The sequence below is a fragment of the Serratia sp. C2(1) genome (genome assembly GCF_036352655.1).
GTDB lineage: Bacteria > Pseudomonadota > Gammaproteobacteria > Enterobacterales > Enterobacteriaceae > Serratia > Serratia inhibens.
The window spans coordinates 993,767-1,012,076 of sequence record NZ_JAZFBA010000001.1; the positions used below are offsets into that span (position 1 = coordinate 993,767).

The following is an 18,310-nucleotide window of genomic DNA, read 5'->3' on the forward strand; positions in this document are numbered from 1 at the left end:
GTATATAGCATTGCTATATACTCCGTTGCGGTTATAATTTGAACTACCCACAGAGGAGAGTCGCCATGACATTAGGGTCTGTATTTACCAATAACCGCACCCAGGCGGTACGTTTGCCCGCAGAGGTTCGTTTTCCCGATTCGGTATCAAAAGTCACGGTACGGGTGGTGGGAAAAGAACGGATCCTAGCGCCAGTAGAAAACACCTGGGACAGCTTTTTCTGTACGGATAAGCATGCCAGTGACGATTTTCTCACCGAGAGGGCCGAACAGTACCAACCTGAGCGGGAAAGTTTTTAATGTTCAGCCATATGTTGGATACCAACATAGTCATTTATGTGATCAAACGTCGGCCGATTGAAGTGCTGAGCAAGTTTAATCAGCATGCCGGTAAAATGGTGATTTCGTCGGTGACTTACGCCGAATTGATTCATGGCGTTGAGAAAAGCGCGCGGCCCACAGAAAACGCCAGGGTCGTCGACGATTTCGTATCCCGACTGGAGATCCTTGATTACAGCGCCAAAGCTGCGGCGCATTACGGCAATATACGTGCCTCTTTGGAGCAGCAGGGGACACCAATAGGTGTTAATGACCTGCATATTGCCGGGCATGCGCGCAGTGAGGGCTTAGTGCTAGTGACTAATAATCTGCGCGAATTTGAACGGGTCGATGGCCTGCGTCTGCAAAATTGGCTGTAGCGCCGCCTGGCCTAATGGATCCATCCCCCAAATAACCCGTCTTTTCCCCCGTTGTTCCATCAATGAAATCAGCATTTTTTTGGCATGCTGGCCGCAATTTTATTCCCCCCGGCACAGGAAGCGCGCCCGTGGCTGAAGACAGCGATCTGGAAAAAAGCGAGGCCCCCACGCCCCACCGGGTGGAAAAGGCGCGCGAGGATGGCCAGATCCCGCGTTCGCGCGAGCTGACGTCGGTGTTGATGCTGGTTGCAGGGCTGTCGATCATCTGGGTGGCCGGCGGCAACATGGCGCAGCAACTGGCGGCGATGCTGACTCAGGGGCTGAATTTCGATCATGCGATGGTCAGCAACGACAAACAGATGCTGCGCCAACTGGGCATGCTGTTGCGGCAGGCGGTGTGGGCGATGCTGCCGATCATGGCGGGGCTGGTACTGGTGGCGATCACTGCGCCGATGCTGCTGGGTGGCCTGTTGTTAAGCGGCAAATCGCTCAAGTTTGATGTAAAACGCATGAACCCGCTGTCGGGGCTGAAGCGAATATTTTCCAGCCAGGTGCTGGCGGAACTGCTTAAGGGGATTTTGAAGGCGACGCTGGTGGGGGGGATCACCGGGTTGTACCTGCGGCACAACTGGGCGGAGATGCTGCATCTGGTGACGCAACAGCCGCTCGATGCGCTCGGCAATGCGCTGCGCATGATCATTTTCTGCGGCCTGCTGGTGGTGCTCGGGCTGACGCCGATGGTGGCGTTCGATGTGTTTTATCAACTGTGGAGCCATTTTAAAAAGCTGAAAATGACCAAGCAGGACATCCGCGACGAGTTCAAGGATCAGGAAGGCGATCCGCACGTTAAAGGCCGCATCCGCCAGCAGCAGCGCGCTATTGCCCGACGCCGCATGATGGCCGACGTACCGAAAGCCGATGTGATAGTCACCAACCCGACGCATTACGCCGTGGCGTTGCAGTATAACGACCAAAAAATGAGTGCGCCGAAAGTGCTGGCCAAAGGCGCCGGCGAAATTGCGTTGCGCATTCGCGAGCTGGGTGCGGAACACCGTATTCCGATGCTGGAAGCGCCGCCGCTGGCGCGGGCGCTGTATCGGCACAGTGAGGTTGGACAACACATCCCGGCCACCCTGTATGCCGCCGTGGCCGAAGTGTTGGCCTGGGTTTACCAACTGCGACGCTGGCGGCGCGAAGGCGGCCTGATCCCGAAAAAACCTGAACGTTTACCGGTGCCGGAAGCACTGGATTTTGCTGGAGAGAGTAACTCTAATGGCTAATTTAGCCGCCTTGCTTCGTTTGCCGGGCAGTTTTAAAGATACGCAGTGGCAGGTACTGGCCGGCCCAATCCTGATCCTGATGATCCTGTCGATGATGGTGCTGCCGTTGCCGGCATTTATCCTCGATCTGTTGTTCACCTTCAATATTGCCTTATCGATCATGGTATTGCTGGTAGCGATGTTTACCCAGCGCACGCTGGAATTCGCCGCCTTTCCCACCATACTGCTGTTCTCGACCCTGTTGCGTCTGTCGCTCAACGTAGCGTCGACGCGCATCATCCTGATGGAAGGGCATACCGGCTCCGCCGCCGCCGGCCGCGTGGTGGAGGCCTTCGGCCACTTCCTGGTGGGCGGCAACTTCGCCATCGGCATCGTGGTGTTCATTATTTTGGTGCTGATCAACTTTATGGTCATCACCAAGGGGGCCGGGCGTATCGCCGAAGTGGGCGCGCGTTTTGTGCTGGACGGCATGCCCGGCAAGCAGATGGCGATCGACGCCGATCTCAATGCCGGTTTGATCGGTGAAGAAGAGGCGAAAAAACGCCGTTCCGAGGTCACGCAAGAGGCCGACTTCTACGGTTCGATGGACGGCGCCAGCAAGTTCGTGCGCGGCGATGCGGTCGCCGGGCTGATGATCATGATACTGAACGTGGTCGGCGGCCTGCTGGTCGGCGTGATCCAGCACGGCATGGAACTGGGTACGGCGGCGGAAACTTACACCCTGCTGACTATCGGCGACGGCCTGGTGGCGCAGATACCGGCGTTGGTGATTTCGACTGCCGCCGGCGTTATCGTGACCCGCGTGGCGACCGATCAGGACGTGGGCGAGCAGATGGTCGGCCAACTGTTCAACAACCCGCGCGTGATGTTGCTCAGCGCGGCGGTGCTCGGCCTGTTGGGCCTGGTGCCGGGCATGCCGAACCTGGTGTTCCTGCTGTTTACCGCCGCCCTGTTGGGGCTGGCCTGGTGGCTGCGCGGGCGCGATCAACAAGCGCCGAAGGTGCAGGAGGCACCGTTGGCGCAGGATAATCCGCAGGCGGTGGAGGCCAGTTGGTCAGACGTACAACTGGAAGATCCGCTGGGCATGGAGGTGGGTTATCGGCTGATCCCGATGGTGGATTTCCAGCAGAACGGCGAACTGCTCGGGCGCATTCGCAGCATCCGTAAAAAATTCGCCCAGGAGATGGGCTATCTGCCGCCGGTAGTGCATATACGCGATAACCTCGAGTTGCCCCCGGCCGGCTACCGCATTCTGATGAAGGGGGTAGAAATCGGCAGCGGCGAAGCGCAACCGGGGCGCTGGTTGGCGATTAACCCCGGCAACGCGGTGGGTGAATTGGCGGGGGATAAAACCGTCGATCCGGCCTTTGGACTGGAAGCGGTATGGATTGACAGCGCGCTGCGTGAACAGGCGCAGATCCAGGGCTTTACCGTGGTGGAGGCCAGCACCGTGGTGGCGACCCATCTCAATCATTTGATTGGCCAGTTCGCCAGTGAGCTGTTTGGTCGACAGGAAACCCAGCAGTTGCTCGATCGCGTAGCCCAGGATATACCGAAATTGACCGAAGATTTCGTGCCGGGCGTGGTGTCGCTGACCACCTTGCATAAGGTCTTGCAGAACCTGCTGGCGGAAAGGGTCTCGATCCGCGATATGCGCACCATTATCGAAACGCTGGCGGAGCATGCGCCGTCGCAAACCGACCCCTACGAGCTGACCACCGTGGTGCGGGTTGCGTTGGGGCGGGCGATCACCCAGCAATGGTTCCCGGGCAACGGCGAAATTCAGGTCATTGGTCTGGACACCCAGCTCGAGCGCTTGTTGTTACAGGCGTTGCAGGGCGGTGGCGGATTGGAGCCGGGGCTGGCGGATCGCCTGCTGGAACAGGCCAAACAGGCGTTGCAGCGGCAAGAAATGCTCAGCGCGCCACCGGTGCTGTTGGTGAACCATGCGCTGCGGGCGTTGTTGGCGCGCTTCCTGCGCCGCAGCCTGCCGCAGATGGTGGTTCTGTCTAATCTGGAAATCAATGACGATCGCCAAATCCGCATGACGTCGACCATCGGAGCCGCATAATGAAACACGGTTTGTCGTTGCTCTGCCTGTTGGTGCCGCTTGGCGCGCAGGCGGTGTCGGGATCCTGGGTAGCCGACGGCGTCGGTGCCACGCTGGAATATGGCGGCGTACGCGGCGAATCGGCTGGCTTGCGCAGCCCTTACGCGTTGCCGGACCCGAACGCGCGCATCACCAGCGTCAGCTGGCGCTACCGCTTGCTGGCCGCCGAACCGGCCGGCTTGCAAGCGCAGCTCTGTACGCTGACTCGCTGTATTGCATTGGGCGGCGGCAGTGGCAGCAGCAACGGGTTGAACGGGGAACCGGCCAATGCCGAATTGCGCTTTGTCTATTACGTGCAGGCGCGCGGCGGGCTGAATCCGCCGCTGCGGGTGATTGGCAATCAGGTGATTGTGAATTACCAGTGATATATAAGCTGCGAGGGCATCAGGGAACAGGGTGGGTACAACCTAAGTCGCTGCGTCGAATAGTGTTACAGGTGGGGCGATGCAGAACGCCGACACGCAGTGAATCCATCCATGGAGGCTCGTATCGCGCGTCCATGCGCTCAACGGTCGGCTAACCTGCCATGACTCCCACCAACCCCCTTTGAGGGTATAGATCAAGTGGTTTAAAAACCAACACAGAGTGGCGGAGTTGAATGGGAGGGCGAAGGGGGCAATTTTGGGTATGCGCAGTGTTGTGCAAATAAAAACTGTCGTGCAGGCAAGGGGTGTTCAAAGTGCGAGTGAGTTTGCAGCGTAAGAGATGCACCCGACTTTAGGTTGGTCGGGTGAAGTGTCTTTGATTAGACGCCGATTTTTCGCCCCAGCAGGCTGCCGCTGCGCGACTGGCCATCCGGGCCATAAAGGGATTTGTTGTTTTTGCCGAGGATCGCCAGCGCCTGGGCGTTGTGATCAAGCTGCTGATTGAGCAACAGGCCGTTATGCTGATTTTTCTCGCGCAACTTTTGGCTGAGCAACTGTACTTGTTGCCAGGCGTCGGCCAGACGCGGGTGAGCGGCATAGGGCGCCTGTTGCCTTTGCGCGCGCTCTTGTTCCAACCGTTGCTGTTCCAGGTAATTGACCGTAGCCAGCAACTGGCTTTTGATGTCGGTAACGCGTTGCAACGCCACGCCCGGTAATTGGCCGGAACAGAGCAAATGATGTTCTTCCGCCAGCACCCTATCCAGGGCATTCAGGGTTTCCAGCAAACTATCAAGCAGCTGCGCCAGGTTTTCCATTACGATTCATCACCTTCAAAGTGTCCCTAGATTTTCCACGTCGCAGCCGTAGGGGCAATACAGCCCAGGTTGCAATACCTGATTACGCCTTCGGCGGCCGGTTGCCGTTTGACAGCCATTGGGCATCGCTTTGCGCATCTTGCAGCAGCGCATCGGCAATTTTGCCGGCATCCATTTTCAATTCGCCGCTGCGGATTGCCTGCTTGATAGCGTCAACCCGGCTCATATCAATATCTTGCGTACCCGGTTGCATCAGGCGCGCCTGGGCCTCGCTCAATTTTACCTGGGTACCGCTGACGGTGCTTTCCGCCTGTGCGGCCTTGCGCGGCTGAAGCTGATTCTCCGCCGGCGTTTCACGCGGTTGCACCGTTGGAACGGGCTGCAGCCGCTGGGTGCGATCGATACTCATGGTCAATCTCCATCGATGCCGCTGCCCGACGGGCAATGGCTGATATTTTTTGCGGCCCTGGCGGCCAGGTAATTACTGCTTATGTTTTTCTTATCGGCAGGTTTTTATAAACCTTTACCTTTTTATAAAGTGATGCGAATCGTACCGTCATCATCGGCAATACCGCTGACGATTTGCCCGGAAGCCATGCGCACGCGGACGCTGTCCTGGGCGGCGGCGTTGTTCATGGCTTTGCCTGCGCCGCTGATGTTAAACCCGGTGCCTTGCGCCGTCACCTGCACTGGCTGGCCGGCCTTGATCACCCAGGCTCGGCGCAGCATGGCGAAGGTCAGGGATTGGCCGGGGCTGATATTGCGCAGGCTGACCGCACCGATCGCCTTGCCCGCTTCGGTAAGAGTGCGCGGCGCCAGGGTATCGAGTCGGCCGCTTTTCAGTTTCACGTCAGCTGCCGTCAGCCGGCTGCCGGCGCTGATGCCGCGCGCCGACACCAGATAGTTGCCGATCACCTGAACCTGCGTTTGTATAAAACGCCGCTCCTGGCCACAACGCGCCGAAATGCTGATATTGCCCCAGCGGCGGGCGTTCGGCGCGAGTGACAGCTGTGGAAACTCGCACTGTGGCCATTGGGCCGCCGGCGTACGCACCAACACCTTGACCTGCACCGGGCTGCCGCTGAACTGGCTGCTGATGAAGCGATCGATCTGCGCCGCCAGATCGTCGGCGCGTGCGTTCATGCTGCACAGCACAGCGGCGAGCAGCAGTATTTTACCTTTCATCTTCGCTTCCTCAAGCACCATCGGGTGCGGGTAAGTTTACCCGGACTGCGCGCAGGCTAAGCAGACAAATAGCGGCGCATTTTGCCCTTATTCCCGCGATAGGCTGGCGGAAGGGGCGTTTATGCTGTCGGCTCCAAATTTTAACCTCGCGGAGGGAGCATGATCGACAAACTGGACGCTGCTCTGCGCTTTGGTCAGGAGGCGCTGAATCTGCGCGCCCAGCGGCAAGAAATTTTGGCCGCTAACATCGCCAACGCAGACACACCGGGTTATCAGGCGCGGGATATCGATTTCGCCGGCCAGTTGAACAAGGTGCTGACACAGGGCCGCGCCAGCGGCAGCGGCATCGCGCTGAATATGACGTCTGCACGCCATATCCCGGCGCAAAACATGCAGCCGCCGCAGCTCGATTTACTGTTTCGCGTGCCGGATCAGCCGGCGATGGACGGCAATACGGTAGACATGGATCGCGAACGCACCAACTTCGCCGATAACAGCCTGAAGTATCAGACCGACCTGACGCTGATCAACGGTCAGATCAAAGGGATGATGTCAGTGTTACAACAAGGATAAGGCGCATGTCGCTACTGAATATTTTCGATATCTCCGGCTCGGCACTGTCCGCCCAGTCGCAGCGCATGAACGTCAGCGCCAGCAACATGGCGAATGCCGACAGCGTCACCGGCCCGGACGGCGAACCCTACCGCGCCAAACAAGTGGTATTTGAAGTGGCCGCAGCCGCCGGGCAATCCACCGGCGGGGTGCGCGTATCGCAGGTGGTTGAGGATCCGGCGCCGGAACGCCTGGTGTATCAACCGGGTAATCCGCTGGCGGACGGCAAAGGCTATGTACGCATGCCGAACGTGGATGTGGTGAGCGAAATGGTCAATACCATTTCCGCCTCCCGCAGCTATCAGGCCAACGTCGAGGTGCTCAACACCACCAAGTCGATGATGATGAAAACCCTGACGCTGGGTCAGTAACCGGAGCTTTGCATGGCCATTGCCGCAACCACCAATGAATCGCTGGACAACACCGTCACCGGCGTCAACGCCAAAAACAACACCAGCCAGGATCTGCAGAACAACTTCCTGACGCTGTTGGTGGCGCAGTTGAAAAACCAGGATCCGACCAACCCGATGCAGAACAATGAACTGACCACCCAGTTGGCGCAGATCAACACCGTTCAGGGCATCGAAAAACTCAATACCACGCTGGGGTCGATCTCCGGCCAGATCAACAGCAATCAGTCGTTGCAGGCGACCGCATTGATCGGTCACGGCGTGATGGTGCCCGGCAGCAACATTCTGGTCGGCAGCAAAGACGGCAAGGTCAGCACCACGCCGTTTGGCCTTGAGCTGGAGCGCGCCGCCGATACGGTAACCGCCACCATCACCGACGCCACCGGCAAAGCGGTGCGCACCATCGATATCGGCGGGCTGACCGCCGGCGTGCACTCATTTACCTGGGACGGCTCATTGTCTGACGGCACCACCGCACCCGACGGCGCCTACACCGTGGCGATCAACGCCAAGGGCAATGGCGAACAGCTGGTGGCGCGCAGCCTGCATTTTGGCATGGTCAACGGCGTTATCCGCGATTCAGACGGCGCGAAGCTGGATCTGGGGCTGGCGGGGAGTGCGACGCTGGAAGACGTTCGGCAGATCCTTTAATTCGATTTTTTATTTCACTCGTTGGGCGTTATCGGACGATAGCCTGCGCATTATTTGGAGAGTTAGATGGCCTTTTCTCAGGCAGTAAGCGGTTTGAACGCAGCAGCAACCAACCTGGACGTGATAGGTAACAATATCGCGAACTCCGCCACGTCCGGCTTTAAATCAGGCACCGTTTCCTTTGCCGACATGTTCGCCGGCTCGCAGGTCGGGTTAGGCGTCAAAGTGGCGGGGATCACTCAGAACTTCAAGGGCGGCACCACGACAGGCACCAGCCGTGCGCTGGACGTCGCCATTTCCGACAACGGTTTCTTTCGCATGCAGGACAAGGACGGCGGCATTTTCTACAGCCGCAACGGCCAGTTCAAGCTGGATGAAAACCGCAATCTGACCAACATGCAGGGCCTGCAACTGACCGGTTTCCCGGCGGCCGGCTCACCGCCGACCATTCAGCAGGGCGCCAACCCGGTGCCGTTGAGCATTCCCGAAGGAATGATGAACGCCAAGGCCACCACCTCGGGCACCATGGTCGCCAACCTGAAGTCCACCCATAAGGTTCCGGATAACAAAACCTTCGATCCCGCCAAGCAGGATTCCTACAACTACGTCAACTCGATCACCGCCTATGACTCGCTGGGCAATGTGCACAACATCAATGCCTACTTTGTGAAGACCTCCGACAACAATTGGCAGGTGTACACCCAGGAAGGCAATATCCCCGGCTCTCCGGTGACGGATGCCGGCACCATGGCGTTCGATACCAGCGGCAACCTGGTCGGCACCACCAGCAAACAGGGCACCACCGGCGAATTCAGCATGCTGATCCCGATGTCCGCCACCAACGGCGCACCGGCGCAAAACTTCAGCCTGAGCTTTGCCAAGAGCATGCAACAGAGCGTCAGCAGCGACTCGGTCAGCAAGGTGTCGCAGGACGGGTATACCGCCGGCGAGTACACCAACTTCCAGATCAACAATGACGGTACCGTCGTGGGGATCTATTCCAACCAGCAAACCCAGTTGCTGGGTCAAATCGTACTGACCAATTTCTCCAACCCGGAAGGCTTGTCCTCGCAGGGCGATAACGTATGGCAAGAAACCGGCGCGTCCGGCCAACCGCGCGTCGGGCTGGCGGGCAGCGGCGGTTTCGGCAAGCTGACCAGCGGTGCGCTGGAAGCCTCCAACGTCGATCTGAGCCAGGAGCTGGTGAACATGATCGTCGCACAGCGTAACTACCAGTCGAACGCCCAGACCATCAAAACGCAGGACTCCATCCTGCAGACGCTGGTCAGCCTGCGCTAATAGGATTGAGTTATGGATCACGCGATTTATACCGCGATGGGCGCGGCGCGACAGACGCTGGAGCAGCAATCCGTCACCGCCAACAATCTGGCCAATGCGTCGACGCCGGGCTTTCGTGCTCAACTGTCGGCGCTGCGTGCCGTGCCGGTGGATGGGCCAAGCCTGCCGACGCGTACGCTGGTCACCGCCTCGACGCCCGGTGCCGACATGAGCCAGGGAGCGCTGAACTACACCGCGCGCCCGCTGGACGTCGCGCTGCAACAGGACGGGTTTCTGGCGGTGAGCCTGCCGGACGGCGGGGAAGCCTACACCCGCAACGGTAACATCCAGATCTCGTCCGCCGGGCAGTTGACGGTGCAGGGGAGGCCGCTGATGGGGGATGGCGGGCCGATTGAGGTGCCGCCGTCGGCCGAAATCACCATCGCCGCCGACGGCACCATCTCGGCGCTGAACGCCGGCGATCCGCCGAACACCATCGCCCAGATCGGCCGGCTGAAGCGGGTGAAGGCCAATGCGCGTGAAGTGATGCGCGGCGACGACGGGCTGTTTCGCCTGACGCCGGAAACCCAGCAGCAACGCGGCAATCAGTTGCAGAACGATCCGCTGGTGCGGGTGATGCCGGGTGTGCTGGAGGGCAGCAACGTCAAGCCGATGGAAACCATGGTCGACATGATCGCCAATGCCCGTCGCTTTGAAATGCAGATGAAGGTCATCCACAGCGTGGATGAAAATGAACAGCGTGCCAACTCGTTGTTATCACTGAGTTAAGCAGCAAGGAAAAACGCATGATCCCCTCTTTATGGATTGCCAAAACCGGTCTGGATGCGCAGCAGACCAATATGGACGTGATCGCCAACAACCTGGCGAACGTCAGCACCAACGGCTTCAAACGCCAGCGAGCGGTATTTGAAGATCTGCTGTACCAGACCATGCGCCAGCCGGGCGCGCAGTCTTCCGAGCAGACTACGCTGCCGTCCGGGTTGCAGATCGGCACCGGCGTGCGTCCGGTAGCGACCGAGCGCCTGCACAGCCAGGGCAACCTGTCGCAAACCAACAACAGCAAAGACGTGGCGATTAAAGGCCAGGGGTTCTTCCAGGTGATGTTGCCGGACGGCAGCCAGGCTTACACCCGCGACGGGTCGTTCCAGATCGACCAGAACGGCCAACTGGTGACCGCCAGCGGTTTCCAGGTGCAACCGGCGATCACCATTCCGGCCAACGCCCTGAGCATTACCGTTGGCCGTGACGGCATCGTCAGCGTTACCCAGCAGGGGCAGACCGCCGCCCAGCAGGTAGGCCAGTTGACCCTGACCACTTTTATCAATGACAGCGGCCTGGAAAGCGTGGGCGAGAACCTGTACCAGGAAACCGAGAGTTCCGGCGCGCCGAACGAGAGCACGCCAGGGCTGAACGGCGCGGGCCTGCTTTATCAGGGGTACGTGGAAACCTCGAACGTCAACGTGGCGGAAGAGCTGGTCAACATGATCCAGACCCAGCGCGCCTACGAGATCAACAGCAAAGCGGTGTCAACGTCCGATCAGATGCTGCAAAAACTGACGCAACTGTAATTGATGGGCGCCGCCGGTGCGCCCGTCACCCTATTTCGTGAAACAAAGGCGATACCCGTGGTAACCACATATCTGATGGCAAACGCGCCGCAGCAAGGAAAGCGCTGGCTGGCGGCAATGGCGATGCTGACGCTGAGCGGCTGCGCCTATATTCCGCATAAACCCTTGGTTGATGGCGCTACCACGGCGCAGCCGGCACCGGCGGGCGCTCCGGTGCCGAACGGTTCGATTTTCCAGACGGTGCAGCCGATGAATTACGGCTATCAGCCGCTGTTTGAAGACCGCCGACCGCGTAATATCGGCGATACCCTGACCATCGTGTTGCAGGAAAACGTCAGCGCCAGCAAAAGTTCCTCCGCCAACGCCAGCCGCAATGGCGCGAGCAAGTTCGGCGTCGCCACGTCGCCGCGCTATCTCGACGGCCTGCTGGGCAACGCGCGCGCCGACATGGATATCTCCGGCGACAGCACCTTCGGCGGCAAGGGCGGGGCCAACGCCAACAATACCTTCAGCGGCACCATTACCGTCACGGTCAATCAGGTGCTGGTCAACGGCAACCTGCACGTGGTGGGGGAAAAACAGATCGCCATCAATCAGGGCACCGAATTTATCCGTTTTTCCGGGGTGGTTAACCCGCGCACCATCAGCGGCAATAATTCGGTCACCTCCACCCAGGTGGCGGACGCGCGCATTGAATATGTCGGCAACGGCTATATCAACGAAGCGCAGACCATGGGGTGGTTGCAACGCTTCTTCTTAAATGTCTCCCCGTTTTGAGTACAGGCTATTTTACTTGCCATTTTGAGGTTGGGCCGTGCTCGGGGGCGTTACGTACTGCGCGTACGCACCGCCTCCTGTGCGCTGCCCGCCCCCAAACTGCCTGCGACAATAACGCCTTGTGGGTAAGGCGAATGAGGTTCCAATGTTAAAGAAATTTCTAATGGCGCTGGTGTTTTGTGCGCTGAGCCTGCCGGCGACGGCGGAACGCATCCGCGATCTGGTGACGGTACAGGGCGTGCGTGACAACGCCCTGATCGGTTATGGGTTGGTGGTGGGGCTGGACGGCTCCGGCGATCAGACCATGCAAACGCCGTTCACCACTCAGAGCCTGAGCAACATGCTGTCGCAACTGGGCATTACCGTGCCGCCGGGCACCAATATGCAGTTGAAAAACGTGGCGGCGGTTATGGTTACCGCCAAGCTGCCGCCGTTCTCGCGCACCGGGCAGAACATTGACGTGGTGGTCTCCTCGATGGGCAACGCCAAAAGTCTGCGTGGTGGTACCTTGCTGATGACGCCGCTGAAAGGCGTGGATAATCAGGTTTACGCGCTGGCGCAGGGCAACGTGCTGGTGGGCGGTGCAGGTGCGGCGGCGGGGGGCAGTAGCGTGCAGGTCAATCAGCTGGCGGGCGGGCGCATCAGCAACGGCGCCACCATTGAGCGCGAGTTGCCGACCACCTTCGGCAACGGCGGGGTGATTAACCTGCAACTGAATGACGAAGACTTTACGTTAGCGCAGCAGATCAGCGACGCCATCAACCGCCAACGCGGCGGCGGTACCGCCTCACCGCTGGATGCCCGCACCATTCAGGTGTTGGTGCCGCAGGGCAACAGCTCGCAGGTGCGTTTCCTGGCGGAGATTCAGAACATCAACGTCAGCGTCGGGGCGATTGACGCCAAGGTGATCATCAATTCACGCACCGGCTCGGTGGTGATGAACCGCGACGTGATCCTGGATTCCTGTGCGGTGGCGCAGGGCAACCTGTCGGTGGTGGTCGATCGGCAAAATACCGTCAGCCAGCCGAATACGCCGTTTGGCGGCGGGCAGACCGTGGTGACGCCCAACACCCAGATTTCGGTGCAGCAGCAGGGCGGTTCGCTGCAGAAGGTGAACGCCAGCGCCAACCTGAACAACGTGATCCGTGCGCTCAACGCGCTGGGCGCTACGCCGATCGATCTGATGTCGATCCTGCAGGCGATGCAAAGCGCCGGCTGCCTGCGCGCCAAGCTGGAAATCATCTGATGGCCGGCGATCTGATGGCGATGTCGGGCGCCGCCTATGACGCCCAGGCGCTGAACGGGCTGAAACGCGACGCAGCGGCCGATCCGCAGGGCAACCTGAAGCAGGTGGCGCAGCAGGTCGAAGGCATGTTCGTGCAGATGATGCTGAAAAGCATGCGTGCCGCGCTACCGCAGGATGGCGTGCTGAGCAGCGATCAGTCGCGGCTTTACACCTCGATGTATGACCAGCAGATCGCCCAGCAGATGTCGCAGAAGGGGCTGGGGCTGGCCGATATGATGGTGAAGCAGATGGCCAATGCCAACGTCGTTCCGAGCGAAACGGCGGGGATGTCGCCGATGGCGTTGGACAATGACGTGTTGCAAACGCTGCCGAATCAGGCGCTGGAGCAGATGATACGCCGTGCGGTGCCGAAGGCGCCGGCGGCCTCGCCGCTGTCGCTCAACAACGGCAATTTTGTCGCCCGTTTGTCGATCCCGGCGCGCGTTGCCAGCCAGCAGAGCGGCATTCCGCATCAGCTGATTGTGGCGCAGGCGGCACTGGAATCCGGCTGGGGCCAGCGCGAGATCCCGACCGCCGACGGCTCGCCGAGCTACAACCTGTTCGGCATCAAGGCCGGCGGCAGCTGGGACGGCCCGGTGACCGAGATCACCACCACCGAGTTTGAGCAGGGGGCGGCGAAGAAGATCAAGGCGCGGTTCCGGGTTTATGGCTCTTACGTCGAGGCGATTGCCGACTACGTCAAGCTGCTGACCAATAACCCGCGCTACGCCGACGTGGCAGCAGCCCGCAGCCCGGAGCAGGCGGCGCATGCGCTGCAACGGGCCGGATACGCCACCGATCCGCAATACGCCAACAAGCTGGTCAGCGTGATCCAGCAGATGAAAAACGCCGGCGAACAGGTCGTGAAAGCTTATACCCACGACCTGAAGGATCTGTTCTAGTTTTCGGGTGCGGCATGTAACGCCCCTACGCGATAAGCAACATTAAAACGTAGGAATTCAGCATGCTGAACCCGGTTTTTCCTCTCAAGTTTCCCCCGTTTTTGCCGATAACACAGACAGGCTGGGCGAACGTCCCGGCAGATTAATTGACTCCTGTGGGCCACCGGCACCGCAGCAAAAGGAACTTCTATGTCCAATAGCTTAATCAATACCGCCATGAGCGGGCTGAATGCGGCGCAGGTGGCGCTCAGCACCGTCAGTAACAACATTTCCAACTACAATGTGGCGGGCTATAACCGGCAGACCGCGATCCTGGCGCAAAACGGCGGCATGAGCACCATGAGCGGTTTTATCGGCAACGGCGTCACCGTCACCAGCGTTAACCGCGAATATAACCAGTTCATCACCAACCAACTGCGCGGCGCACAGAGCCAGGCGGGGGCGCAGAACGCCTATTTCGAAAAAATTTCGCAGATTGACAACTTGCTGGCCAGCAAGACCAACACCTTGTCGACCAACATGCAGGATTTTTTCAGTAACCTGCAAAACCTGGTCAGCAATGCCGGCGATGACGCCGCGCGGCAAACGGTGTTGGGCAAAGCCAATGGCCTGGTCAATCAGTTCAACAATACCGACAAATACCTGCGCGACATGGACAGCGGCGTGAATCAGCAGCTCAGCGACAGCGCGCAGCAGATCAACAGCTACAGCCAGCAGATCGCCAAACTGAACGAAGAGATCACCCGTTTGCGCGGCAGCGGCGGTGAGCCCAATGCGCTGCTGGACCAGCGCGACCAACTGGTTACCGACCTGAACAAAGTGGTGGGTGTGCAGGTGACCCAACAGGACGGCGATGCCTACACCGTCTCGTTTGCCAACGGTCTGACGCTGGTACAGGGCAACAATGCTTACCAGGTTGCGGCGGTGCCTACCAGCGGCGACCCATCCCGCCTGACTATGGGCTATGACCGCGGCAACGGCGCCAGCGAAATACCGGAAGGCCAAATCACCAGCGGCAGCGTCAGCGGCGTGTTGAAATTCCGCAGCGAATCGCTGGACAGCGCCCGCAACCAATTGGGGCAGCTCGCGCTGGCGATGGCGGACAGCTTTAACCAGCAACACCGCGCCGGGTTCGATCTCAACGGCGATGCCGGCACGGATTTCTTCAGCTTTGGCGGTGCCCGCGCAGTGGACAACAGCCGCAATACCGGCGATGCCGCGCTGTCGGTGTCCTACACCGATACCGGCAAGGTGAAGGCCAATGATTACCGGGTGGAATTTGACGGCAGCAACTGGCAGGTGAGCCGCCTGCCGGACAACGTCAAAGTTAACGCCACGGCGGGCACTGACGCCGCCGGTAATCCGACCTTGAGTTTTGACGGCCTGAAAGTCGGCATTGACGGGACTGCGCAAAAGAATGACAGCTTTACCGTCAAGCCGGTCAGCGACGTGGCGGGCAGCCTGAAGGTCGCCATCACCGATTCCGCCAACATCGCTGCCGCCGGTAAAGATGACAGTGGCCGTGGCGACAATGAAAACGCCAAAAAGCTGCTTGATCTGCAAACCCAAAAATTGGTCGATGGCAAGGCTACCCTGAGCGGCGCTTACGCCAGCCTGGTCAGCAGCGTCGGCAATCAGACCGCGTCCGCCAAGGTGAGCGCCACCTCGCAGGGCAACATCGTCAAGCAGTTGGAAAATCAGCAGCAGTCGATTTCAGGCGTCAACCTTGACGAAGAATACGGCGAATTACTGCGTTTCCAGCAATATTATCTGGCTAATGCGCAGGTCATTCAGACCGCCAGCTCGCTGTTCGATGCGCTGCTGAATATCCGTTGATTTTCACTTGAACCGGAGCCTTGGCGGCTCCGGTCGCTGATTTTGAGGAACCTGCACCATGCGCATGAGCACCAGCATGATGTACCAGCAAAATATGACCGGCATCACCGGTAACCAGTCGTTGTTTATGAAAGCGGCAGAACAGCTTTCCACCGGCAAAAAGGTCAGCAACCCGTCCGACGATCCGCTGGCGGCGTCGCAGGCGGTGATGCTGGCCCAGTCCCAGTCGGAAAATACCCAATATGCACTGGCACGCACCTTTGCCCGCCAGAGCGTGTCGATGGAAGAGACGGTGCTGGCCGGGGCGACCAGCACCATCGCGGACATGAAAGCGCTGATCGTCAACGCCGGCGGCACCAAAAGCGACAACGATCGCGACTCGCTGGCTACCCAGTTGCAGGGGTTGAAAGACCAATTGCTTAATCAGGCCAACAGCACCGACGGCAACGGTCGCTTTATGTTTGGCGGCTTCGAAAATGATAAACCGCCGTTTGCGGACAACGGCGGTTCGGTCAGCTATGTGGGGGGCAACAAGCCGGTTGAGCAGAAAGTGGATGCCAACCGCACCATGACTGTCGGCCATACCGGCGATACGGTATTTATGTCGTTGACCAGCAACCCCAAGCCGGAGCCGGACGGCAGCGCACCGGTGTCCAACGTGTTTGAAAGTATCGATATCGCGCTGAAGGCGTTGAAAACTCCGCTCGATGGCGCGGACGACGCCACCAAACAGCAGGTCAACGACGCGCTGGCCAAAGCCAATCGGGGGCTGGACAACTCCTATAACAAGGTGCTCAGCGTGCGCGCCGAGTTGGGTAACCAACTGCAGGAAATGGATACGCTGGACAACATCGGCAAGGATCGCGACATGATCAACCAAACGCAAATGAGTGCATTGGTGGATGCCGATCTGACCGAGTCGATTTCGAACTACTTTATGCAACAAGCGGCCTTGCAGGCATCGTACAAAACCTTCGGTGATATGCAGGGGATGTCGCTGTTCCAGATGAACCGCTAATTCCCGTCGATACCCGTCGTCTTTCAAGTTGCAGCGTTGTTGGCCGCACGCATGCACTCCAGTCACTTACTTGAGTAAGCTCCTGGAGATGCACGCGTTTGCCGCCTGGCTGTGCTGTACAGGGATGTACGAATGCCGCGAGCGCATGGATGCGCCAGAGCGGCCAACTCGAAATCCATAGGGTATGACAATAACAAGTTCCGACTCATTCAGCGTCCCTACAATGCTGGGGATGAGTTAGCTGGGCGCCAGAGCGGCCAACTCGAAATCCATAGGGTAATAACAAATACCTGTCGTGAAACCATAGCGGGTATCTATTTGGGTGTGCTTAGAAAGGCTTGCTGCTGTACGCAGGGGTAAGTCATTCTTGAAACCGGGCGCACCGTTTGGCATGTCACGCTTGCCCCCATTCACGTTGGCGTGACGTGCCTTTTTTTCTTCAGTTCACCATCCCACCTATCACTCTGGCCAACTGCTCGAAGAATTCACCGAACAGGTGCTCACAAAACGGCGCCAGCATCGGCATCATCATGCCGAGGGTCATAATGCCGATGGTCATGGTGACCGGGAAACCGATGACGAAGACCGACAGCTGCGGCGTCATGCGGTTGAGCAGGCCGAGCGCCATGTTCAGCGTCAGCAGCAGGCAAATCAGCGGCAGCGCCAGCATCATGCCGTTGATAAAAATCAGCGAGCCCACCTGGGTCAATGCCAAAAAACCGTTGCCGTTCAGGGGGGCGGGCTGGATCGGCAGAGTATGAAAGCTGTCCGCCAGCAAGGAAATCAGCCACAGGTGGCCGTCAAAACTCAGGAACAGCAGCATGGCCAGCAAGTTGAGCAACCGTGCCAGCACCGGCGTATTCGGCCCGCCGCTGGGATCGAAGAAGGTGGCGAACGACAGGCCCATCTGCATGCCGATCACTTCGCCGGCCAGACGTATCGCCGCAAAGGCGAACTGCATGGTCAGCCCGAGCGCCACACCAATCAGGATTTGCTGGGCCGCCAGCCACAAACCGGCGGCGGAGAAAATGGGGACAGTGCTGGTGGGCAGCCCGGGGGCGATCAGGATGACGATCAGGCCGCCGAGGCCGATTTTCACTTTTTTGCCGATTTGTTTTTCGCTGAACACCGGGGCCGTGCTGATCAGCGCCAGGATGCGCAGCAGCGGCCAGAAGTAGTGGCTGAGCCAAACGCCGAACTGCGCGCTGTCGAAAGTGAGCATGGCTAACCAATCAGATTCGGCAGGTTGCTGAACAGCGTACGCATATAGTCCAGCAGCAGGTTCAGCATCCAGGGGCCGGCGATCACGATGGTGGCGACCACCGCCAGAATTTTGGGAATGAACGACAGCGTCATTTCGTTGATCTGGGTGGCGGCCTGCAACAGGCTGACCACCAGGCCGCTGATAAGCGCGGCGAGCAGCAGCGGGGCGGCCAGAGCCAGCGCCACTTTCATCGCCTCGGTGCCCAGCGCCATGACCGATTCAGGTGTCATCATGTT

Annotated in this window: 21 protein-coding genes; 16 read left to right on the forward strand and 5 right to left on the reverse strand. The window is 59.2% G+C overall.

The features are described 5' to 3' along the window. Window positions 1-65: 65 nt before the first annotated feature. From vapB to V2S86_RS04590, 5 genes are all read left to right on the forward strand, one after another. Window positions 66-299: a type II toxin-antitoxin system VapB family antitoxin gene (vapB, locus tag V2S86_RS04570; RefSeq protein ID WP_126483484.1), complete on the forward strand. Its 234-nt coding sequence runs from the start codon at window positions 66-68 to the stop codon at window positions 297-299. After that, entirely contained in the window at window positions 299-697 is a 399-nt protein-coding gene (gene vapC, locus V2S86_RS04575; protein ID WP_126483482.1) for a type II toxin-antitoxin system tRNA(fMet)-specific endonuclease VapC, read from the forward strand. Before vapB ends, vapC begins: the two co-directional genes overlap by 1 nt. A 128-nt stretch (window positions 698-825) precedes the next feature. Then, window positions 826-1,977, forward strand: coding sequence for a flagellar biosynthesis protein FlhB (gene flhB / locus V2S86_RS04580; RefSeq protein WP_330761428.1), 1,152 nt, complete (start codon window positions 826-828; stop codon window positions 1,975-1,977). Beyond that, window positions 1,970-4,048, forward strand: a complete 2,079-nt coding sequence (gene flhA / locus V2S86_RS04585; protein ID WP_330761429.1) for a flagellar biosynthesis protein FlhA — start codon at window positions 1,970-1,972, stop codon at window positions 4,046-4,048. The genes flhB and flhA overlap by 8 nt, the downstream gene beginning before the upstream one ends. Beyond that, on the forward strand, window positions 4,048-4,452 hold the full coding sequence (locus tag V2S86_RS04590) for a flagellar protein FlhE (RefSeq protein WP_330761430.1): 405 nt from the start codon (window positions 4,048-4,050) through the stop codon (window positions 4,450-4,452). The genes flhA and V2S86_RS04590 overlap by 1 nt, the downstream gene beginning before the upstream one ends. Before the next feature lie 380 nt (window positions 4,453-4,832). On the opposite strand, the gene V2S86_RS04595 is transcribed toward V2S86_RS04590, so the two are convergent. The 3 genes from V2S86_RS04595 to flgA form a co-directional block, all read right to left on the reverse strand. Further along, window positions 4,833-5,267: a flagella synthesis protein FlgN gene (locus tag V2S86_RS04595; protein WP_330761431.1), complete on the reverse strand. Its 435-nt coding sequence runs from the start codon at window positions 5,265-5,267 to the stop codon at window positions 4,833-4,835. Window positions 5,268-5,349: 82 nt separating this feature from the next. Next, entirely contained in the window at window positions 5,350-5,676 is a 327-nt protein-coding gene (gene flgM / locus V2S86_RS04600) for a flagellar biosynthesis anti-sigma factor FlgM (RefSeq protein WP_330761432.1), read from the reverse strand. A 122-nt stretch (window positions 5,677-5,798) separates the two neighbouring features. Beyond that, entirely contained in the window at window positions 5,799-6,452 is a 654-nt protein-coding gene (gene flgA, locus V2S86_RS04605; RefSeq protein ID WP_330761433.1) for a flagellar basal body P-ring formation chaperone FlgA, read from the reverse strand. A gap of 159 nt (window positions 6,453-6,611) precedes the next feature. Between flgA and flgB the strand changes: the two genes are divergently transcribed. The 11 genes from flgB (at window position 6,612) to flgL (ending at window position 16,810) form a co-directional block, all read left to right on the forward strand. Then, window positions 6,612-7,025 carry a flagellar basal body rod protein FlgB gene (gene flgB / locus V2S86_RS04610; protein ID WP_330761434.1) on the forward strand — a complete coding sequence of 138 codons (414 nt, stop codon included), beginning with the start codon at window positions 6,612-6,614 and terminating at the stop codon, window positions 7,023-7,025. Between the two features lie 5 nt (window positions 7,026-7,030). Beyond that, on the forward strand, window positions 7,031-7,435 hold the full coding sequence (gene flgC / locus V2S86_RS04615; RefSeq protein WP_330761435.1) for a flagellar basal body rod protein FlgC: 405 nt from the start codon (window positions 7,031-7,033) through the stop codon (window positions 7,433-7,435). Between the two features lie 12 nt (window positions 7,436-7,447). Beyond that, entirely contained in the window at window positions 7,448-8,125 is a 678-nt protein-coding gene (gene flgD / locus V2S86_RS04620; protein ID WP_330761436.1) for a flagellar hook assembly protein FlgD, read from the forward strand. Window positions 8,126-8,191: 66 nt separating this feature from the next. Continuing rightward, window positions 8,192-9,424 (forward strand): flagellar hook protein FlgE, encoded by a 1,233-nt coding sequence (gene flgE / locus V2S86_RS04625; protein WP_311992179.1) that lies wholly within the window; start codon window positions 8,192-8,194, stop codon window positions 9,422-9,424. Between the two features lie 12 nt (window positions 9,425-9,436). After that, entirely contained in the window at window positions 9,437-10,192 is a 756-nt protein-coding gene (locus V2S86_RS04630; RefSeq protein WP_330761437.1) for a flagellar basal body rod protein FlgF, read from the forward strand. 17 nt (window positions 10,193-10,209) lie between these two features. Continuing rightward, on the forward strand, window positions 10,210-10,992 hold the full coding sequence (gene flgG, locus V2S86_RS04635) for a flagellar basal-body rod protein FlgG (protein WP_004946081.1): 783 nt from the start codon (window positions 10,210-10,212) through the stop codon (window positions 10,990-10,992). 75 nt (window positions 10,993-11,067) lie between these two features. Next, window positions 11,068-11,769: a flagellar basal body L-ring protein FlgH gene (gene flgH, locus V2S86_RS04640; protein ID WP_064799270.1), complete on the forward strand. Its 702-nt coding sequence runs from the start codon at window positions 11,068-11,070 to the stop codon at window positions 11,767-11,769. Between the two features lie 145 nt (window positions 11,770-11,914). Continuing rightward, window positions 11,915-13,015 (forward strand): flagellar basal body P-ring protein FlgI, encoded by a 1,101-nt coding sequence (locus V2S86_RS04645; protein WP_330761438.1) that lies wholly within the window; start codon window positions 11,915-11,917, stop codon window positions 13,013-13,015. Beyond that, complete coding sequence (gene flgJ, locus V2S86_RS04650) at window positions 13,015-13,956, forward strand: flagellar assembly peptidoglycan hydrolase FlgJ (RefSeq protein ID WP_330761439.1); 942 nt, start codon at window positions 13,015-13,017, stop codon at window positions 13,954-13,956. Before V2S86_RS04645 ends, flgJ begins: the two co-directional genes overlap by 1 nt. Before the next feature lie 189 nt (window positions 13,957-14,145). After that, the gene (flgK, locus tag V2S86_RS04655) at window positions 14,146-15,792 is read left to right on the forward strand and encodes a flagellar hook-associated protein FlgK (RefSeq protein ID WP_311992183.1); all 1,647 of its coding nucleotides are present in this window, start codon (window positions 14,146-14,148) and stop codon (window positions 15,790-15,792) included. A gap of 58 nt (window positions 15,793-15,850) precedes the next feature. Continuing rightward, window positions 15,851-16,810 carry a flagellar hook-associated protein FlgL gene (flgL, locus tag V2S86_RS04660; RefSeq protein WP_330761440.1) on the forward strand — a complete coding sequence of 320 codons (960 nt, stop codon included), beginning with the start codon at window positions 15,851-15,853 and terminating at the stop codon, window positions 16,808-16,810. A 439-nt stretch (window positions 16,811-17,249) separates the two neighbouring features. On the opposite strand, the gene fliR is transcribed toward flgL, so the two are convergent. Next, the gene (gene fliR, locus V2S86_RS04665) at window positions 17,250-18,032 is read right to left on the reverse strand and encodes a flagellar biosynthetic protein FliR (protein WP_330761441.1); all 783 of its coding nucleotides are present in this window, start codon (window positions 18,030-18,032) and stop codon (window positions 17,250-17,252) included. Between the two features lie 2 nt (window positions 18,033-18,034). Beyond that, window positions 18,035-18,304 (reverse strand): flagellar biosynthesis protein FliQ, encoded by a 270-nt coding sequence (fliQ, locus tag V2S86_RS04670; protein ID WP_006321429.1) that lies wholly within the window; start codon window positions 18,302-18,304, stop codon window positions 18,035-18,037. Window positions 18,305-18,310 lie beyond the last annotated feature (6 nt).